17 protein-coding genes are annotated in these 17,052 nt (G+C 61.7%); 4 read left to right on the top strand and 13 right to left on the bottom strand.

The features are described 5' to 3' along the window. Positions 1-20: 20 nt before the first annotated feature. Positions 21-893, top strand: coding sequence for a protein-L-isoaspartate O-methyltransferase family protein (locus tag ACZ9BX_RS09195; protein ID WP_476217314.1), 873 nt, complete (start codon positions 21-23; stop codon positions 891-893). Positions 894-896: 3 nt separating this feature from the next. Here ACZ9BX_RS09195 and cimA read toward each other — a convergent pair whose 3' ends face one another. From cimA to cysS, 6 genes are all read right to left on the bottom strand, one after another. Further along, a complete protein-coding gene (cimA, locus tag ACZ9BX_RS09190) occupies positions 897-2,510 on the bottom strand; it encodes a citramalate synthase (protein ID WP_476217312.1) in 1,614 nt (537 codons plus the stop codon). A 163-nt stretch (positions 2,511-2,673) separates the two neighbouring features. After that, the gene (gene pip / locus ACZ9BX_RS09185) at positions 2,674-3,633 is read right to left on the bottom strand and encodes a prolyl aminopeptidase (RefSeq protein WP_476217311.1); all 960 of its coding nucleotides are present in this window, start codon (positions 3,631-3,633) and stop codon (positions 2,674-2,676) included. Beyond that, positions 3,630-4,106, bottom strand: a complete 477-nt coding sequence (locus tag ACZ9BX_RS09180) for a GFA family protein (RefSeq protein ID WP_476217309.1) — start codon at positions 4,104-4,106, stop codon at positions 3,630-3,632. Before ACZ9BX_RS09180 ends, pip begins: the two co-directional genes overlap by 4 nt. Further along, entirely contained in the window at positions 4,103-4,609 is a 507-nt protein-coding gene (locus ACZ9BX_RS09175; protein ID WP_476217307.1) for a GFA family protein, read from the bottom strand. The genes ACZ9BX_RS09180 and ACZ9BX_RS09175 overlap by 4 nt, the downstream gene beginning before the upstream one ends. Further along, complete coding sequence (locus ACZ9BX_RS09170; protein WP_476217305.1) at positions 4,588-5,061, bottom strand: GFA family protein; 474 nt, start codon at positions 5,059-5,061, stop codon at positions 4,588-4,590. Before ACZ9BX_RS09170 ends, ACZ9BX_RS09175 begins: the two co-directional genes overlap by 22 nt. Positions 5,062-5,242: 181 nt before the next feature. After that, positions 5,243-6,634 (bottom strand): cysteine--tRNA ligase, encoded by a 1,392-nt coding sequence (gene cysS, locus ACZ9BX_RS09165; RefSeq protein ID WP_476217303.1) that lies wholly within the window; start codon positions 6,632-6,634, stop codon positions 5,243-5,245. 308 nt (positions 6,635-6,942) lie between these two features. On the opposite strand from cysS, the gene ACZ9BX_RS09160 reads away from it, so the two are divergent. Continuing rightward, the gene (locus tag ACZ9BX_RS09160) at positions 6,943-7,692 is read left to right on the top strand and encodes a glycoside hydrolase family 25 protein (protein WP_476217301.1); all 750 of its coding nucleotides are present in this window, start codon (positions 6,943-6,945) and stop codon (positions 7,690-7,692) included. Between the two features lie 3 nt (positions 7,693-7,695). Here the strand turns inward: ACZ9BX_RS09160 and ACZ9BX_RS09155 are convergent, their stop codons facing one another. The 4 genes from ACZ9BX_RS09155 to radA form a co-directional block, all read right to left on the bottom strand. After that, positions 7,696-8,436, bottom strand: a complete 741-nt coding sequence (locus ACZ9BX_RS09155) for an SDR family NAD(P)-dependent oxidoreductase (RefSeq protein WP_476219939.1) — start codon at positions 8,434-8,436, stop codon at positions 7,696-7,698. Between the two features lie 93 nt (positions 8,437-8,529). Beyond that, entirely contained in the window at positions 8,530-10,020 is a 1,491-nt protein-coding gene (purF, locus tag ACZ9BX_RS09150) for an amidophosphoribosyltransferase (RefSeq protein ID WP_476217299.1), read from the bottom strand. A gap of 173 nt (positions 10,021-10,193) precedes the next feature. Next, complete coding sequence (locus ACZ9BX_RS09145) at positions 10,194-10,814, bottom strand: CvpA family protein (RefSeq protein WP_476217297.1); 621 nt, start codon at positions 10,812-10,814, stop codon at positions 10,194-10,196. Between the two features lie 96 nt (positions 10,815-10,910). After that, entirely contained in the window at positions 10,911-12,314 is a 1,404-nt protein-coding gene (radA, locus tag ACZ9BX_RS09140; RefSeq protein ID WP_476217295.1) for a DNA repair protein RadA, read from the bottom strand. A gap of 140 nt (positions 12,315-12,454) precedes the next feature. Here radA and ACZ9BX_RS09135 point away from each other — a divergent pair, with 140 nt between their 5' ends. Beyond that, a complete protein-coding gene (locus tag ACZ9BX_RS09135) occupies positions 12,455-13,090 on the top strand; it encodes a LysE family translocator (RefSeq protein WP_476217293.1) in 636 nt (211 codons plus the stop codon). A 2-nt stretch (positions 13,091-13,092) separates the two neighbouring features. Here ACZ9BX_RS09135 and alr read toward each other — a convergent pair whose 3' ends face one another. From alr to ACZ9BX_RS09120, 3 genes are all read right to left on the bottom strand, one after another. Next, entirely contained in the window at positions 13,093-14,253 is a 1,161-nt protein-coding gene (gene alr / locus ACZ9BX_RS09130; protein WP_476217291.1) for an alanine racemase, read from the bottom strand. Next, positions 14,246-14,647, bottom strand: coding sequence for an HVO_A0114 family putative DNA-binding protein (locus ACZ9BX_RS09125; RefSeq protein WP_476217289.1), 402 nt, complete (start codon positions 14,645-14,647; stop codon positions 14,246-14,248). Before ACZ9BX_RS09125 ends, alr begins: the two co-directional genes overlap by 8 nt. Positions 14,648-14,776: 129 nt before the next feature. After that, positions 14,777-16,273 (bottom strand): replicative DNA helicase, encoded by a 1,497-nt coding sequence (locus ACZ9BX_RS09120; RefSeq protein ID WP_476217287.1) that lies wholly within the window; start codon positions 16,271-16,273, stop codon positions 14,777-14,779. 316 nt (positions 16,274-16,589) lie between these two features. Between ACZ9BX_RS09120 and ACZ9BX_RS09115 the strand changes: the two genes are divergently transcribed. Continuing rightward, positions 16,590-17,033, top strand: coding sequence for a MarR family winged helix-turn-helix transcriptional regulator (locus ACZ9BX_RS09115; protein WP_476217285.1), 444 nt, complete (start codon positions 16,590-16,592; stop codon positions 17,031-17,033). The last annotated feature ends 19 nt before the right edge of the window (positions 17,034-17,052 follow it).

The following is a 17,052-nucleotide window of genomic DNA, read 5'->3' as shown; positions in this document are numbered from 1 at the left end:
GATTTGAAGCGGAGGAGTGCATGGCTTTCGAGGATGAGCCGCCATACCGGCAGATTTATGCCCGCCAGATACTGGCGAAGGCAGGTGTTACGAAGAACGACAGGCTGCTTGCGGCCTTTGCCGAAGTACCGCGTGAGAAATTCGTCGGCCCGCCGCCCTGGGTCTATAACGACTTCCGTAATTATCGGGAAATGGCTTCCACCGATCCGCTCGTGCTTTATCAGGACTTGTTGATAGGCCTCGACACCCGGCGCGGGGTCAACAACGGCATGCCCTCCCTTCACGCGTCTGCTCTGAATACGCTTGGAATCCGGGAGGGCGAGACGGTTGCCCATCTGGGTGTCGGGACCGGTTATTACACCGCGATCATTGCCGGACTCGTCGGCTCCTCTGGCAAGATCGTCGCGATCGAATACGACAAGGCGCTGGCCGATAAGGCGCGGGAAAACCTTTCCGGTTATCCCAATGTTGAAGTGGTGCAGGGCGATGCGGCCGAATGGCCGAAGGAGGACGCCGACGTCATCTACGTCAATTTCGCGCTCGATCACCCGCCGGCCGCCTGGATCGAAAACCTGGGCGTCAGTGGGCGGCTGTTGTTTCCGCTCGGAATCCCGGCAGTCAAGAATGGCAGGTCGACCGGCTTCACCCGTTCGGCAGGCTTCCTGCTTATAGACCGGCGCGCCAGGGGTTTTGGCGCCCGCTTCATTCAGCCGGTCTCCTTCGTTTGGGCCGAGGGTCAGGAACCGCCACCGGCCGGCCGCCACGAGGGACTGGCGGAAGCCTTCCACAGCCGCCGGCTGCTTCAGGTTCGCAGTTTCCGCTGGCGGACCGCGCCCCATGGGAAGGAGTGCTATGGCGAGCAGGACTGGGGGCTTTCCTTCGAGGAGCCGTGATCCTCACTCCGCCGCGATCTTGCCCGCCAGCTGCCGGTTCTTCATCAGCTTGTAGATCACGGAATCCATGAGCGCCTGGAACGAGGCGTCGATGATGTTTTCCGAGACGCCGACCGTCCACCAGCGCACGCCGTCGCTATCGGTGGATTCGATGAGAACGCGGGTGACAGCTTCCGTGCCGCCGTTGAGGATACGCACCTTGAAGTCGGCGAGGACCAGATCGTCGATTTCGTGCTGGTATTTGCCGAAATCCTTCCGCAGCGCCAGGTCGAGCGCGTTGACCGGGCCGTCGCCTTCTGCCACCGACATGATCGTGTGGCCGTCGATGGCCATCTTCACCACGGCTTCGGAAACGATCTTCACCCGCCCGTGCGAGTCGAAGCGGCGCTCGACCATCACGCGGAAGCCTTCGACCGAGAAGAATTCCGGGATCGTGCCGAGCGTGCGGCGCGCCAGCAGCTCGAAGCTCGCATCTGCGCCCTCATAGGCATAACCGGTGGCCTCGCGTTCCTTGACGATGGAGATCAGCCGGTCGAGCTTCGGATCGTCCTTGGCGACCTCGATGCCGCGGCGCTTCAGCGCATTGATGAAATTCGCCTTGCCGCCTTGGTCGGAGACCATGACCTTGCGGAAATTGCCGACGCTTTCCGGCGGCACATGTTCGTAGGTGCGCGGATCCTTGAGCAGCGCGGAGGCATGGATGCCCGCCTTCGTGGCGAAGGCCGAAGCGCCGACATACGGCATCTGGTGGTCCGGCGAGCGGTTCAGAAGTTCGTCGAAAGCATGCGAAAGCAGCGTAAGGTTGACCAGCCGTTCCGTATCGATGGCGGTTTCGAAGCGCGTGCTGTAGCTGTCCTTCAGGGCCAGCGTCGGGATCAGCGTCACCAGGTTGGCATTGCCGCAACGCTCTCCGATGCCGTTGAGCGTTCCCTGGATCTGGCGCACGCCGGCCTCGATGGCGGCAAGCGAATTGGCGACCGCCTGGCCGGTATCGTTATGCGCATGGATGCCGAGACAGTGCCCGGGGACGCCCGCAGCGATCACCGCCTCGACGATGGCGCGGATCTCGGGTGGCTGCGCGCCGCCATTGGTGTCGCAGAGCACGACCCAACGCGCACCCGCTTCATAGGCTGTTTTCGCGCTGGCGAGCGCATAGGCGGGATTGGCCTTGTAGCCGTCGAAGAAATGTTCGCAATCGACCATCGCTTCCTTGCCGGTGGTAATGGCTGCCTTCACGCTCTCAGCGATGCATTCGAGGTTTTCCTCATTGGTGCATCCGAGCGCGACCTTGACGTGGTAGTCCCAGCTCTTGGCAACGAAACAGATTGCATCGCTCTTCGCCTGCAAGAGAGCGGCAAGCCCCGGATCGTTGGAGGCGGAAACGCCGGGCCGCTTTGTCATGCCGAAGGCGACGAAAGCTGCCTGGCTGGTGCGCTTCTCTGCGAAGAAGGCGGTATCCGTCGGGTTCGCACCTGGATATCCGCCCTCGACATAATCGAGGCCGAACTCGTCTAGCATGGTCGCAATCGCAATCTTGTCCTCGACCGAAAAGTCGATCCCGGGCGTCTGCTGCCCGTCGCGGAGCGTCGTGTCGAAGAGGTAGATGCGTTCTTTCATAGCGTCCTCCCGGCAAGCGGGCCCTTTAGTCTTTGTGGTGTGCGTGGCCCCTCATCCGCCCTTCGGGCACCTTCTCCCCGAGGGGAGAAGGGGGCTGCGCCGGTCTCGTTTGTGTCGTCCCCTCTCCCCTCGGGTAGAGGGCTAGGGGCCTCGTGGCAATGCGTCAGGCCTTCCCCGCAAACTTGTCCGTCGCCCGGATCAGCTGATCCAGGATGCCGGGTTCCGAAAACGCGTGGCCGGCGCCTTCGATCAGGTGGAACTCCGCCTTCGGCCAGGCCTTGTGCAGCGCCCAGGCGAAGCGTGCGGGGCAGGGCATGTCGTAGCGGCCGTGCACGATGACGCCCGGGATATCAATGAGTTTGTAAGCGTCGCGGATGAGCTGCCCTTCCTCCAGCCAGCCGGCATTGACGAAGAAGTGGTTCTCGATGCGGGCGAAGGCGTAGGCGAATTCCGCCTCCTCGAACTTGCCGCTGGTCGACGGCTCGGGCAGCAGCGTGATCGTCTCGCCTTCCCAGATGCTCCAGGCATGTGCGGCTTCGAGCGCGATCGCCTTGTTATCGCTCGTCAGGCGGCGGTGATAGGCATGCATCATCTCGTGGCGCTCTTCCGGCGGGATCGGAGCGATGAAGCGCTCCCACTTGTCCGGGAACATCTCGGACACGCCGAACTGATAATACCAGTCGAGCTCCGCCTTCGTCAGCGTATAGATGCCGCGCACGACGAGTTCGGAGACCCGTTCGGGATGCTTCTCGGCATAGGCGAGCGCCAGCGTCGAGCCCCAGGAGCCGCCGAAGACCTGCCATTTCTCGGCCCCCGCCATGTCGCGCAGCCGCTCGATATCGGCGACCAGATGCCACGTCGTGTTGGCATTCAAGTCGGCATGCGGCGTGGACTTGCCGCAGCCGCGCTGGTCGAACAGCGTCACGTCGTAGAGCGCCGGATCGAAGAGGCGGCGGTGCACAGGCGAAATGCCGCCGCCCGGACCGCCGTGCAGGAAGATGGCCGGCTTGGCGCCCGGCGTTCCGCTGCGCTCCCAGTAGATCACATGGCCGTCGCCGACATCGAGATGGCCCGATGCATAGGGTTCGATTTCAGGATAGAGTGTACGCAGCACTTCGGTCATATCTTCACGCCTTTCGCGGGCCAGGCCTTGGTATCATGGTCGGGATGCTGGAAGGAGATGATCTGCTCCTGCCGGGAATAGTAATCAGGATCCCGGTGAACCGGTGCCTCGAAGATCGTTTCGACCCAGGGCAGGCGCGAGTCGTAGTTCACCTGTATCTGCGGCGCGAGATCGCTGCGGTCGTCGAAGGTGCCAATGGCGAGCTCCAGCCCACCCGGATGCCGGTAGGTCATCGGCGTGCCGCAACTGCTGCAGAAGCCGCGGTCGATATTGACCGAGGATTGGAAGTAGCTCGGCTCGCCGCGTGTCCACTCCACGCCCTCGTCTGGCGCGGTGACGAGCGCGGAAAAGAAGCCGCCAAATTGCTTCTGGCACATGCGGCAATGGCAGATCGACGGCCGCCCCAGCTTGCCTGTGATGCGGAAACGCACGGCGCCACACTGGCAACCGCCTGTTCGAATGATTTCGCTCATGTCTGTCCTCCGGACGGCCAGTGCCTCGTATCGTGATCGGGATGCTGATGGTTGCTCGCCGAGATCGCGCCTTCGCGCTCCGAACTTTCGTCGTCGGGCTCCACCGGCAGCGTGTCCAGCGCGTGGAACCAGCTCATCTTGCGGCCGGTATTTGATTGCATCACCGGTTTGACCGCATCGGGATCGTCCAGCGATCCCAGCGTAATATTGACGGAATCGGCTTCGGGAATGTCGTAGAAGAGCGGTGTGCCGCAATCCCCGCAGAAGCCGCGGCGCACGAGATCGGAAGAGCGGAACCACTTCGGTTCGCCGCGCGTGATGGCGAAATCGACGCGCATGAAGCTGCCAAGCGGCAGAAAATAGTTGCCGGCCGCCTTCTGGCACATGCGGCAATGGCAGACATGCGGATAGCCGGGCTCGCCGGAAGCACGATAACGTACCGCGCCGCACTGGCATCCGCCGCTATGGCTTGCTCCCGCCGTCACTTGCGCTCCTCCGGCCATTCCGCCGTGTCGTGATCCGGATGCTGATAGGAGACGATCTCGTTGATGAATTCGGCCGCCTCGGTGTCGTCCTCAGTCCGGGTGCCGGGAAGCTCGTGCAGTTTGTCCATGAACGGCAGCTTGCCTTCGATGCCGTACTGGGTTGTCGGGGGCAGCGCCGACGGATCGTCGAATGCGCCCGCGGCGATCGCCATCCCGTCCGGTGCCTCATAGGTCAGCGGCGTGCCGCAATCGCCGCAGAAGCCGCGCTCGGCGAAATTGGACGACCGGAATGTCTTCCGCTCGCCGCGCGTCCACTCAAAATCGGCCCCACGTACGGAAACCAGCGGCGCATAATAGCCGCCGAACGCCTTCTGGCACATGCGGCAATGGCAAATCGACGTATGCGTAAGCCCGCCTGCGAGCCGAAAGCGAATCGCCCCGCATTGGCAGCCGCCGGTGTAGACGGTCATTGCGACCTCCTCCAGTTTGGCGTGGGCGAAAAGATCCCTCCCAACCCTCCACACAAGGGGGAGGGCCGACTCCTGGCGCCGACGTTATCCTCTCCGTCAACGTCGGTAGATATGGCAAGATTCGGGGTGAGGCTATCCCGCAGCGTCGTGGCATAGGGAGGGGTCTTGGATGTCCGCAAACTCACCGCTTCACCTCCCACGTCGTCACCCGCTTGCCGGTTGCCGCATCCTTTCCGTCCTTGAGCTGGATCCCCTCGGCAAGCAGCGTCTCGCGGATCTTGTCGGCCTCGGCGAAGTTCTTTGCCTTCAAGAGTTCAAGGCGGGCGCGCACGCGCCTGTCGATTTCGGCGGCGACCGCTTCGTCGACCTCCGTTTCCTTCATCTCCACACCGAGAAGGGCAGCACTCGCCGCGAAAGCAGCGGCATTGCCGGATTGCGCCAGGGCGTGGAGCGCCTGGACGGCGGCGACCGTGTTCAGGTCATCGGCAAGCGCGTTCAACACGCTCTCATCCGGAACTGCGTCGCCGGCATCCGCCACTGGCCACTTCGCCAGCAGGCGTTCCGCCTCTTCCAGCCGCTTGATCGAAAAATCGATCGGCTCGCGGTAGTGCGTCATCAGCATCGCAAGGCGCAGCACTTCGCCCGGCCATTTGCGGCCGCCGAATGTCTCGGTGTGCAGCAGCTCGTAGATGGTAACGAAATTGCCCTCCGACTTCGACATCTTGCGGCCTTCGACCTGCAGGAAGCCGTTGTGCATCCAGACATTCGCCATCACCTCCGTGCCGTGGGCGCAACGCGACTGGGCGATTTCGTTTTCATGGTGCGGGAAGATCAGGTCCAGCCCGCCGCCGTGAATGTCGAAGACCTCGCCGAGATAGCGTTCGCTCATCGCCGAGCATTCGATGTGCCAGCCCGGACGGCCGCGGCCCCAGGGGCTTTCCCAGCCGGGTTCGTTGTGGCTTGAAAGCTTCCAGAGAACAAAGTCGCCGGGGTTCTTCTTGTGCGCATCGACGGCGACGCGGGCGCCGGCCTGCTGCTCGTCGAGATTGCGCTTCGACAGCGCGCCGTAATCCGCCATGGATTTCGTGTCGAACAACACTTCGCCCTCCGCCTGATAGGCGTGGCCCTTGGCGATCAGCTTCCCGATGATCTCGACCATCTGCGGAATATTTTCCGTTGCCCGCGGCTGGATAGTCGGATCGAGGCAGCCGAGCGCCTTGGCATCTTCGAGATACTGCGTCTCGGTCTTTTCGGTGACCAGGCGGATCGCCTCGTTCAGCGGCAGGCCAGGGTGGTCGCGCAGCGCCCGCGTGTTGATCTTGTCGTCGACGTCGGTGATGTTGCGCGCATAGGTGACGTGCTCGGCGCCATAGACGTGCCTGAGCAGCCGGAAGAGCACGTCGAAGATGATGGCGGGACGCGCATTGCCGATATGGGCATAGTCATAAACAGTCGGGCCGCAGACATACATGCGGACATTCTGCGGATCGATCGGCTTGAAGACCGTCTCCTCGCGCGTCAGCGTATTGTACAGCTTGATTTTCGGCTTCTTCTGTTCCGGCTGACCGGCCATGTCTATTCTCCCAAAATGCAATGATCCGAAAAATACCGGCACCCGCGGGCCGGGGCGTTTCTCATCTTTGGGTATTTGGGAGACGAAAACGGCCAGGCCAGCGAGCGCGCTAGCGGATGATCTTCCGGCAGATAATGCAGATAACCGTTTTCATGGCGCGTTTTATGGCGCGGGAACGGTGTTTGGTCAAGTGCCGCGTAAGCGGCTGTATTCGATCCAGTCAATCGATTGCAGGGCCGGGACGTCGCCATTCGTCGTTGCGCATAAAATTCTGCTAGAAAAAACAGAAATACCGGGAAGGAAGCCACGTGAGGAAGATCCTGCACCGCGCCGTCATTGGCATTGCCATTCTGGCTGTCGCATCGGCATCGTATCTGGCATACGATCGAGCCATGGCGCCTTTTGTTCCTCCTTCACTCGAAGACTATCCCATCCAGGGAATCGACATCAGTCATCATCAGGGCGTTATCGATTGGAAGACGCTCGCCGCGCGGCCGAATGTGCGTTTTGCGATTATGAAGGCGACTGAGGGCGGCGACCACAAGGATACACGTTTCGCGGAAAACTGGCAGGCGGCGAACGAGGCCGGCATCGTGCGCGGGGCGTACCACTTCTTCACCTTCTGCCGCCCTGGCCGCGAGCAGGCGCAAAACGTATTGGCGACAGTTCCCAAACAGCAGGGCACGCTGCCGATCGCGATCGATCTCGAATTTGTCGGCAACTGCGACAAGGTCCCGACGCTCGAGGAAATGACGGCTGAAGTAAATGCGTTCGTCACGGAGCTTAAGGGCACCTTTCCCGAAAAGCCAATCTTTTACGTCACCCAAGAGTTCTTTGATCAATATCTTAAAGGCAACGAATCCCGTTTCCCGGATCACTATCTCTGGTTGCGCAGCGTATTCAAAGAACCAGAGCAGGAGAGATGCGGCCGCTGGTCGATATGGCAGTTTGCCGACAACGGCAGAGTCGACGGCATTGAGGGGCCGGTGGACCTCAATGCGCTATGCCCCGCGCAAACGGGCTTTGCCGCGCTGTTCGCCGAAACCGCGGCCCAGTAGCCCTTATTCCGGCAGACGGTAGTCCACGAGCCTGTTCTCGCGGACGATGAAGAGCTTGCCTGTCTCGGTCACATCCGGGCCGACGAGCGGCAGGATCGCCTTGGCGACTTCGGAAGGGTGCGGCAGCGTCGAAGGATCTTCGCCGGGCACCGCCTGGGCGCGCATGGCGGTGCGCGTGGCGCCCGGATCGACGCTGGTGACGCGAAGGGCCGTCGACCGGCTTTCGCCGGCCCAGGTGCGGGCGAGCGCTTCGACGGCGGCTTTCGACGCGGAGTAGGGACCCCAGAACGGGCGGCACTTGTGAGCGGCAGCCGACGAGATGATCACGGCGCGACCGGCGTCCGAGCGCGTCAGCAGCGGATCGACAGAGCGGATCAGCCGCCAAGTGGCGGTGACGTTGATGTTCATCACCTTCTCGAAGGTTTTCGCCTCGATATGGCCGATCGGCGAGATGACGCCGAGCACGCCGGCGTTGGCAACGAGGACGTCGAGCTTGCCCCAGCGCTCGAAAATCGAGGCACCGAGCGCATCGATGGCGTTCATGTCGGCAAGGTCGAAGGGCACCAGCGTGGCGCTGCCGCCTGCCGCCTTGATTGCATCATCGAGTTCCTCGAGACCGCCGACCGTGCGGGCGCAGGCGATCACATGCGCTCCAGCCTTTGCCAATTCCAGTGCCGTGAAATAGCCGATGCCGCGCGATGCGCCGGTGACGAGTGCGATGCGGTTCTTGAGGTCGATGGTCATGATCGTGTCGTCCGTGTCGGTTGCGCGGAAACGCATCTCACCCTCACGAGGGGAAGAGGAGGCGCTGGCGCTCATTCAGATTTATGAAGTCCCTTAGCCGTTGCTGGCCATCACGGCGAGCTTGCGCACGTTGCTCGTGCTTTCCTTGTCGAGCAGGCGCGTCGGGTAGTCGCCAGTGAAATAGTGGTCGGTGAACTGCGGATTCTCGTTGTTGCGATCTTCCCCGCCGACTGCGCGATAAAGCCCGTCGATCGACAGGAATTGGAGCGAATCTGCGCCGATGTAATCGCACATCGCTTTCAGGCTGTTGTACTGGTTGGCAAGCAGCTTGTCGGCGTCCGGCGTATCGATGCCGTAGAAGTCCGGGAAATAGATCATCGGGCTTGCGACGCGGATGTGGACTTCCTTGGCGCCTGCGTCACGGATCATCTGGACGATCTTCAGCGATGTGGTGCCGCGCACGATCGAATCGTCGACGAGGACGACGCGTTTGCCTGTGATCATTGCCCGGTTGGCCGAATGCTTGAGCTTGACGCCAAAGGCGCGGATCTGCTGCGTCGGCTCGATGAAGGTGCGGCCGACATAGTGGTTGCGGATGATGCCATATTCGAAGGGAATGCCGCTTTGCTGGGCGTATCCGAGCGCTGCCGGCGTCCCGCCGTCCGGAACCGGAACGACGACATCGGCATCGACCGGCGCTTCCTTTGCAAGATTGATGCCCATATTCTTGCGGGCGACATAGATGCTACGGCCGCCGACAACGGAGTCAGGGCGAGCGAAGTAGACAAATTCGAAAAGGCAGAGCCGTTCCGGTTTCGGCGCCTCGGGCTTGCGGGCATCGATGGTGATCGAGCCGTCCGGCTGGATTTCGCAGATGACGACTTCGCCGTTTTCGACGTCGCGGATGTACTTCGCACCGATGATGTCGAGCGCGCAGGTTTCCGAACAGAAGATCGGCTTGCCGTCGAGCTCGCCCATGACGAGCGGGCGGATGCCGATCGGATCGCGCGCGGCGATCAGCTTCGTGCGGGTCATGGCCAGCATCGAATAGCCGCCTTCCATCTGGCGGATAGCATCGATGAAACGGTCGGAGGAGGAGGCCTGCTTGGAGCGGGCGATCAGGTGGAGAACGACTTCGGTATCCGAGGTCGACTGACAGATGGCGCCATCGGCAATCAGTTGACGGCGAAGCGTCAGGCCGTTGGTGAAGTTGCCGTTATGGGCGACGGCGATGCCGCCGACCTCCAGTTCGGCAAAGAGAGGTTGGACATTGCGGAGCGCAACTTCACCCGTCGTCGAGTAGCGCGTGTGGCCGATGGAGATGAAGCCCGGCAGCTTCGCGAGCGTTGCCGGATCGGTATAGTGGTCGCCGACGAGCCCCATGCGCTTTTCGGTGTGGAACTGGCGGCCGTCGAAGGTGACGATACCGGCCGCTTCCTGTCCGCGATGCTGGAGAGCGTGAAGCCCGAGCGCCGTCAGCGTGGCGCCGTCGGGATGGCCGAGAACGCCGAAGACGCCGCACTCCTCGTGGAGCGTATCTCCATCGAGTTCATCGTTGAGCGTCAAGGAATGGGACTGGTTCATTGATGCGGGCCTTTGCTCTCACAAGAATGGATCGGCTTTTCCATGGTATGATGCCGGATTCAGGCATTTTAAACGGCGGAGGCCCGGCAGAGCAAATGCCCGGCCGGACCCTTATTTCGCGTCCCGCTCAAATGGCAATTGCCACGCGGCAGGTCAAGCTGTTGAACACTGCGTCAATTAGACTGCGGCTGCGCGCCGCCAGACGGGGCTGCATCATCCGCCGGGGCCTGTTCGCCGGCCGGTGCATTGCTGCCTTCAGCGCCCTGGCCCTGCGGCTGAACCTTCTCGAGCACGCTGGCTCTCACCATCTGTGCGAATTCCTCAGGCAGGACCGATTGCAGCTTTACGACCATCGAGTCAAGGAACGGCTTTGACTTGGCGTTGTTTACCCAAGCCGGCCGGTGATCGGCATCGACGAGCCAGTTCCAGAAGGCCACCGCCACGACGAGAAGCAGTATGCCGCGTGCCGCGCCGAAGAGGAAGCCCAAAGTGCGGTCCAGCGCGCCGATCCGGCTGTCGATGATGAAATCGGCAATCTTCATGGTGATGAAGGAGATGACGATCAGCGCAATCAGGAACACGACGGCGGCTGAGCCAACGATGGCGATGCGGTCGTCGTCGGTGTACCGCTTCGCGTAAGGCACGAGATACGGATAGAGGTAGTAGGCAGCGGCAGCCGAGCCGCCCCAGCTTGCGATCGACAATACCTCGCGCGAAAAACCGCGGACCATCGCCAGAACGGCGGAGAAGAGGACGACGCCGATGACAACACCGTCGAAAATCGTGATGGGCATATAAATTCAACTCCAGGACCGCCGCTTGGTCATGCGGTTCGGTCGGGCTTCATTCGTGTGCATCCTATATCACCACCGTTTATGGCAATGAAAGGATCAAACCTCGTCTTCCACACGTCGTAGCGCACCTTTGGATCCGGCGATGCGCACGACCAGATCCGGCAGGCTCTCGATTTCGCTCCAGCGTCCGCCCGGACCCTTCGGCAAATCGGCGGAGGCTGACGGAAGCAGCGCTGCAGAAAATCCCAGCTTCTCGGCTTCTTTGAGGCGCTGAGAGGTATGCGCAACCGGACGGACGGCTCCCGACAGGCTGACTTCGCCGAAATAGACGCAATCGGCGGGAAGGGCAATACCGGCAAGCGAGGAAACCAGGGCGGATGCGACGGCAAGATCGGCCGCCGGTTCGCCGATGCGATAGCCGCCGGCGACATTCAGATAGACGTCGTGCTGGCCGAGCCGGATGCCGCAATGCGCCTCGAGCACCGCAAGGATCATAGAAAGCCTGGCCGAATCCCATCCGACCACCGCGCGGCGCGGCGTGCCGAGCGATGTCGGCGCCACCAGCGCCTGCACCTCGACGAGGATCGGGCGCGTGCCTTCCATGCCGGCGAAGACCGCCGCTCCTGGCGACTTTTCATTGCGCTCGCCGAGGAAAAGTTCGGACGGGTTGCCGACTTCGCGCAGGCCGCCGTCGGACATCTCGAAGACTCCGATCTCGTCCGTCGGACCGAAGCGGTTCTTCACCGTGCGCACGATGCGGTAGTGATGGCCGCGGTCGCCCTCGAAATAGAGCACCGCGTCGACCATATGTTCCACTACCCGTGGACCGGCGATCTGGCCGTCCTTGGTGACGTGGCCGACGAGAACCATGGCGGCTCCCGTCTGTTTGGCAAAGCGGATCATCGACTGCACGCCGGTGCGAACCTGCGTGACCGTTCCGGGCGCGGATTCCGCCAGTTCGCTCCAGAGCGTTTGGATCGAATCGATGATGACGAGGTCTGGCCGCTTGCCTTCTGCGAGTGTCGCGAGGATATCCTCGACATTGGTTTCAGCGGCAAGCATCACGTCGGTATCGGCAGCGCGCAGGCGCTGGGCGCGCAGCCGCACCTGCGCCACGGCCTCTTCGCCCGAGACATAGATAATCTTGTGGCCGCGCCGCGAAAGGGCCGCCGCCGCCTGCATCAGCAGCGTCGACTTTCCGATGCCGGGATCGCCGCCGACGAGCACCGCCGAGCCGCGCACGAAGCCGCCGCCGAGAGCCCGGTCGAGCTCCGAAATGCCGGTATGGATGCGCGGCGCTTCCTCGATCTCGCCGGAAAGCGCCGTCAGCGTCACCGGGCGGCCCTTCTTCGGCGTTCTTGCCGGTCCGCCGCCGATCCCGCCCATTGGGTCTTCCTCGACGATGGTGTTCCATTCGCCGCAGCTTTCGCATTTGCCGGCCCAGCGGTTATGGATCGTGCCGCAGCTCTGGCAGATGAATTGTGTCCTGGCCTTCGCCATCAATGATGCCTTCGTCCATGAGCGCCGGTGCGCCCGAATCAGATTGCCGTAGATAATGGCTTGCGGGACCGATCAAAACTAATGATTTTCCCATCAGGTGCTCAAGTGGCAGCATGGGAGGATCATCTGATGGATTGCCAATGCTCGATTATTCGTTCGCCCACTGGATCGCCTTCTTCACCGCCGCCGTGCTTTTGAACCTGTCGCCGGGTCCGGATATGGCTTTTATCCTCGGCCATACGATCAAGAGCGGTACGCGCGCCGGCTTTTCGGCCGTCTTCGGAATCTGGACCGGCGCCTGCCTGCACGTGCTTCTTGCCGCCTTCGGACTTTCGGCGGTACTTGCCGCCTCCGCCGTTGCCTTCTCGGCAGTGAAATGGATCGGTGCGATCTATCTCGTCTGGCTCGGCATCCAGGCCCTGCGGTCGAGCGGCGAGGGCGCCTTCCTCAAGGCGGCAGGCGAAAGGCTGGGCTGGGGACGGATCTACCGGCAGGGCGTGCTCGTTTCGCTGCTTAACCCGAAGGTCGCGATCTTCTTTCTCGCCTTCCTGCCGCAGTTCGTTGTCGAGGGAGCGGGACCGGCCTGGCTGCAGCTATCCGTGCACGGCGCCTTGATCATTGTGGTTGCTGCCTTCATCGAGCCGCCGCTGATCCTGGCCGGAGGGCGGCTTGCCGATCTCGTCAAGCACAACAGCAAGATCGGCCAGTGGCTCGATCGCGGTCTTGGCGCACTGTTCGTCGCCCTCGGCGTGCGGCTGGCGTTGACGAGCCGTTGAGTTCATTCTTCGCTGATGTATTTGCGCTCGTAGCGCAGCCCCGCGCCCGCGAGCATCTCGTAGCCGATCGTGCCGGCCGCCCGCGCCGCATCGTCGACGGGGATGTTCTTGCCGAAGAGCTCGATGTAATCGCCGGAACGGATGAGGTTTTCCGGCAGATCGGTTACGTCGAAGATAGTGAGGTCCATGGTGATGCGCCCGGCAACCGGAACCGTGTAGCCCTCGAAGAAGCCTTGGCCGCCCTTCGGCACAACCTGGCGAAGCGGCACACCGCCGCTCGACTGGCAGCGCATGTAGCCGTCCGCATAACCGGCGGAAACGATGGCGAGGCGGCTATCGCGGTCAAGCTTCAGAGCCCGTCCATAACTGACCGATTCGCCGGCGCGCACGGTACGGACCTGGATCACGCGGGCCTCCGCCGTCGCAACCGGCCGCATGGGGTTCGCCATGCCGCTAACCGCTTCGCCGCCGTAGATGGCAATGCCGGGGCGCGTCAGGTCAAAATGATAATCCTCGCCAAGAAAGATGCCGCCGGATGCCGCGAGACTTGATTCGATACCTTCATAAGCGGCGCTAACCTTGCGGAATGATTCAAGCTGCTGCTTGTTCATCTGCGATGACGGATCGTCGCCGCAGGCGAGATGGCTTAGGACCAGAACCGGGGCGAAGCTGGCCGGGCGAGAGACGTCATCAGCCAATGCAAGTGCTTCGTCTATGTGAAGGCCGAGCCGGTTGAACCCGGTGTCGACATGAAGCGCGCAAGGATAGTCGCCATATTCCGAAAGCACCGCCATCCAGAAGGCAAGCTGCTCCTCGGAGGAGATGACCGGCACAAGATCGTTCTCGAAGAAGCGCCGTTCCGTGCCTGGCCAGATGCCCGCGAGCACAAAGATGCGGGCTTCAGGCGCGTAGAGGCGCAATGTCACGCCTTCATCAACTGTTGCGACGAAGAAATCCCGGGCACCCGCCATGTAGAGCGCTTCACCTGCATCCTCGATGCCCATGCCATAGGCGTCCGCCTTCACAACTGCGGATGCGCGCGCCTTGCCGGAGCGCCGTGCCAGGTCCTGCCAGTTTTCCGTCAGTGCAGTCAGATCGACCGTCAGCCGCACGCCGGCGGAAGCAAACCTGTCTTCTTCGAAATCGTCGGAAAATTCAGTCATGAATCCACATCAAAAAATGGCCGGAAGATGAGTCTCCAGCCAGTTTAGTGGTCAACTTGGTCAATAGGAAGTCCGGCGCCGCACTGCAGGCTTGGTTCTTCGGAGTGAATGAAGTTTCGTCGGTCGTCGCAAAACTTTGCGCTGCACAATCCTTCAGAAGAAAGCCAGCATCAGGAAACGCTGCGAAGGTCGAAATCCGCGTGGATGACGTCGTAGCGCACATGTTGCGTCCCTCGTCATTGACCTCGACCAGCCCCCATTCCATGAGCGCCGCCGTGTCCTCATGCACCCGCTTGACGTCGCGGGAAAGGGCGGCGGCCAGACTACGATACGTCGAGGGGCCGAGCCCCTGCAGTGTCTCGATCATGGTCCAGCGCTTGGGCGTCAGGATCATAAAGAGCTGCTCGGGGGAGGAAAAGCTGAAGACATGGCCCTGTGCTTCACCCGTCTTCCCCTCATGTTGGCGATGATGCCACCATGAGGGCTGCCACCATGAGGGCGGCTTGTCAAATCGCACTGGAACTCAGTGTTCCTCGTACTGAACGAAGGACGGGTCGGCGAGATCGGCAAAGCGCGTGAATTCCGCCTGGAAGGCGAGCTTCACGGTGCCGGTCGGTCCGTGACGCTGCTTGGCGATAATGACGTCCGCCGTGCCTTTCACCTTGTCGAACAGCGCTTCCCATTCCGCATACTTCGGATCGGCCGGATCGCGTGGTTCCATGTTCTTGACGTAATATTCCTCGCGGAACACGAAGAGCACGACGTCGGCGTCCTGCTCGATCGAGCCAGACTCGCGAAGGTCGGAAAGCTGCGGGCGCTTGTCGTCGCGGCTTTCGACCTGACGCGAGAGCTGAGACAGCGCGATGATCGGAACGTTAAGCTCCTTGCCGAGAGCCTTTAGGCCGGTGGTGATCTGGGTGATTTCCTGGACGCGGTTCTCGTTCGCCTTGCCCGAGCCGGTCATCAGTTGCACGTAGTCGACGACCAGCACGTCGAGACCGCGCTGGCGCTTCAAGCGGCGGGCGCGGGCGGCAAGCTGGGCAATCGAGATGCCGCCGGTCTGGTCGATATAGAGCGGCACCTTCTGCATCATCATCGAGCAGGCGACGAGCTTTTCGAAATCTGCGTCGTTGATGTCGCCGCGGCGGATCTTCGAGGAGGAGACTTCCGTCTGCTCGGAGATGATACGGGTGGCGAGCTGTTCGGACGACATTTCAAGCGAGTAGAAGCCGACGACGCCACCGTTCTTCGCCTTCATGCTGCCGTCGGATTGGACTTCGCCCTCATAGGCGGCGGCAATGTTGTAGGCGATGTTGGTCGCAAGCGAGGTTTTGCCCATGCCCGGGCGGCCGGCAAGGATGATCAAGTCCGATCGCTGCAGTCCGCCCATCTTCGAATCGAGCGAATGAATGCCCGTCGAAATGCCCGAGAGACCGCCGTCGCGCTCCTTGGCGACCGCAGCCATATCGATCGCCAGCGCCACGGCGTCGTTGAAGGCCTGGAAGCCGCCGTCGTAGCGACCGTTTTCGGCAAGCTCGAAGAGGCGGCGCTCGGTATCTTCGATCTGCGTCTGGGGCGGCATGTCGAGCGGCGCGTCATAGGCGATATTGACCATGTCCTCGCCGATGGTGATCAGCGCCCGGCGTAGCGCCAGATCGTAGATCGCCCGGCCGTAATCCTCGGCGTTGATGATCGTCACGGCTTCGCGGGCAAGGCGCGCGAGATACTCGGAGACAGTCATGTCGCCGACCTTCTCGTCGGCCTTCAGGAAGGTTTTGATCGTCACCGGATTGGCGATCTTGCCCATGCGGATGATATCGCCCGCAACTTCGTAGATCTTGCGGTGGAGCGGCTCATAAAGGTGGATCGGCTTCAAGAAGTCAGACACCCGGTAATAGGCGTCGTTGTTCATCAGGATGGCACCCAGAAGCGCCTGCTCGGCTTCGATGTTGTTGGGTGCTTCGCGGTAATGCTGCTCCGCTGGAGCAACGGCGGCAATCTTTCGCGCTGCGTCGTTCATCTTGATCCGTTCTGTCTTTTCCGTCCCCGGATTTGCAGGCTCGCCAAGGCAAATGCAAGTGCAGCTCAGCAACAGCCTTGGGCTTGCCGTGAAATCCGTAACGCTTTGCACATTGTTCGACTTCTCCACAGCGCGTGAAGCCGCCAGGGAGAAAATATCGCCGGTGTCACCTTGAGGACACGGCGTGGAACCCGCGACTCATCCAACCCATATAACTTAGCCCGAATGCGTCGAGCGTGGCACTTGTAAAAGCGCTGGGACTGAATTAGACAGAGGAAATATAATTAGCACACTAACTAAATAATAAGGGGAAATGATGCCGGATATGCAGCTCAGGCGCGAGCTTGTCGAGAACATCGCGGCGTTCAGCCGAAAATTGAGAGCGACATTCGATTCGCTCGTGCGCCAGAGGAACATGACGTTGCCGCGCGCGCGAGTCTTTTTTACCCTGAACAAGAAGGACGGCATCAATCAGCGGGAACTCGCCGAACGGCTGGAGCTCGAAACGCCGACGCTCGTCCGGATTCTGGATGCCATGGAAGCACAAGGTTTCCTGGAACGCCGCGTCGCCGGTTCCGACCGCCGCGCCAAGGAGATCTACATGACGGATGCGGGCAGGGTCGTCGCCGGAGAGGTTGAGGATCTAGCCGCAGACGTGCGCGCCCGGGTCGTCGCGGGCATTCTCGAAAACGATCTCAGGACGACCTTGAACGTCATCCGCGCAATGCAGGCTAACCTTGCGGTAGTCCGGGGACAATGAGACCGGGCCAGACCAATCT

It is taken from the genome of Rhizobium sp. USDA 3886 (assembly GCF_056279785.1).
The sequence above is the reverse complement of the archived record's forward strand: the minus strand, read 5'-3'. Positions and strand labels throughout refer to the sequence as shown.

What these genes read in the sequence shown, in the direction of transcription:
- ACZ9BX_RS09120 (WP_476217287.1), bottom strand. Translation starts at nt 16,273, where the DNA reads ATGAACGACGCAGCGCGAAAGATTGCCGCCGTTGCTCCAGCGGAGCAG.
- ACZ9BX_RS09155 (WP_476219939.1), bottom strand. Translation starts at nt 8,436, where the DNA reads ATGACCATCGACCTCAAGAACCGCATCGCACTCGTCACCGGCGCATCG.
- ACZ9BX_RS09145 (WP_476217297.1), bottom strand. Translation starts at nt 10,814, where the DNA reads ATGCCCATCACGATTTTCGACGGTGTTGTCATCGGCGTCGTCCTCTTC.
- ACZ9BX_RS09170 (WP_476217305.1), bottom strand. Translation starts at nt 5,061, where the DNA reads ATGACCGTCTACACCGGCGGCTGCCAATGCGGGGCGATTCGCTTTCGG.
- purF (WP_476217299.1), bottom strand. Translation starts at nt 10,020, where the DNA reads ATGAACCAGTCCCATTCCTTGACGCTCAACGATGAACTCGATGGAGAT.
- ACZ9BX_RS09180 (WP_476217309.1), bottom strand. Translation starts at nt 4,106, where the DNA reads ATGAGCGAAATCATTCGAACAGGCGGTTGCCAGTGTGGCGCCGTGCGT.
- cimA (WP_476217312.1), bottom strand. Translation starts at nt 2,510, where the DNA reads ATGAAAGAACGCATCTACCTCTTCGACACGACGCTCCGCGACGGGCAG.
- ACZ9BX_RS09175 (WP_476217307.1), bottom strand. Translation starts at nt 4,609, where the DNA reads ATGGCCGGAGGAGCGCAAGTGACGGCGGGAGCAAGCCATAGCGGCGGA.
- alr (WP_476217291.1), bottom strand. Translation starts at nt 14,253, where the DNA reads ATGACTGAATTTTCCGACGATTTCGAAGAAGACAGGTTTGCTTCCGCC.
- pip (WP_476217311.1), bottom strand. Translation starts at nt 3,633, where the DNA reads ATGACCGAAGTGCTGCGTACACTCTATCCTGAAATCGAACCCTATGCA.
- ACZ9BX_RS09195 (WP_476217314.1), top strand. Translation starts at nt 21, where the DNA reads ATGGCTTTCGAGGATGAGCCGCCATACCGGCAGATTTATGCCCGCCAG.
- ACZ9BX_RS09125 (WP_476217289.1), bottom strand. Translation starts at nt 14,647, where the DNA reads ATGATCCTGACGCCCAAGCGCTGGACCATGATCGAGACACTGCAGGGG.
- ACZ9BX_RS09115 (WP_476217285.1), top strand. Translation starts at nt 16,590, where the DNA reads ATGCCGGATATGCAGCTCAGGCGCGAGCTTGTCGAGAACATCGCGGCG.
- radA (WP_476217295.1), bottom strand. Translation starts at nt 12,314, where the DNA reads ATGGCGAAGGCCAGGACACAATTCATCTGCCAGAGCTGCGGCACGATC.
- cysS (WP_476217303.1), bottom strand. Translation starts at nt 6,634, where the DNA reads ATGGCCGGTCAGCCGGAACAGAAGAAGCCGAAAATCAAGCTGTACAAT.
- ACZ9BX_RS09135 (WP_476217293.1), top strand. Translation starts at nt 12,455, where the DNA reads ATGCTCGATTATTCGTTCGCCCACTGGATCGCCTTCTTCACCGCCGCC.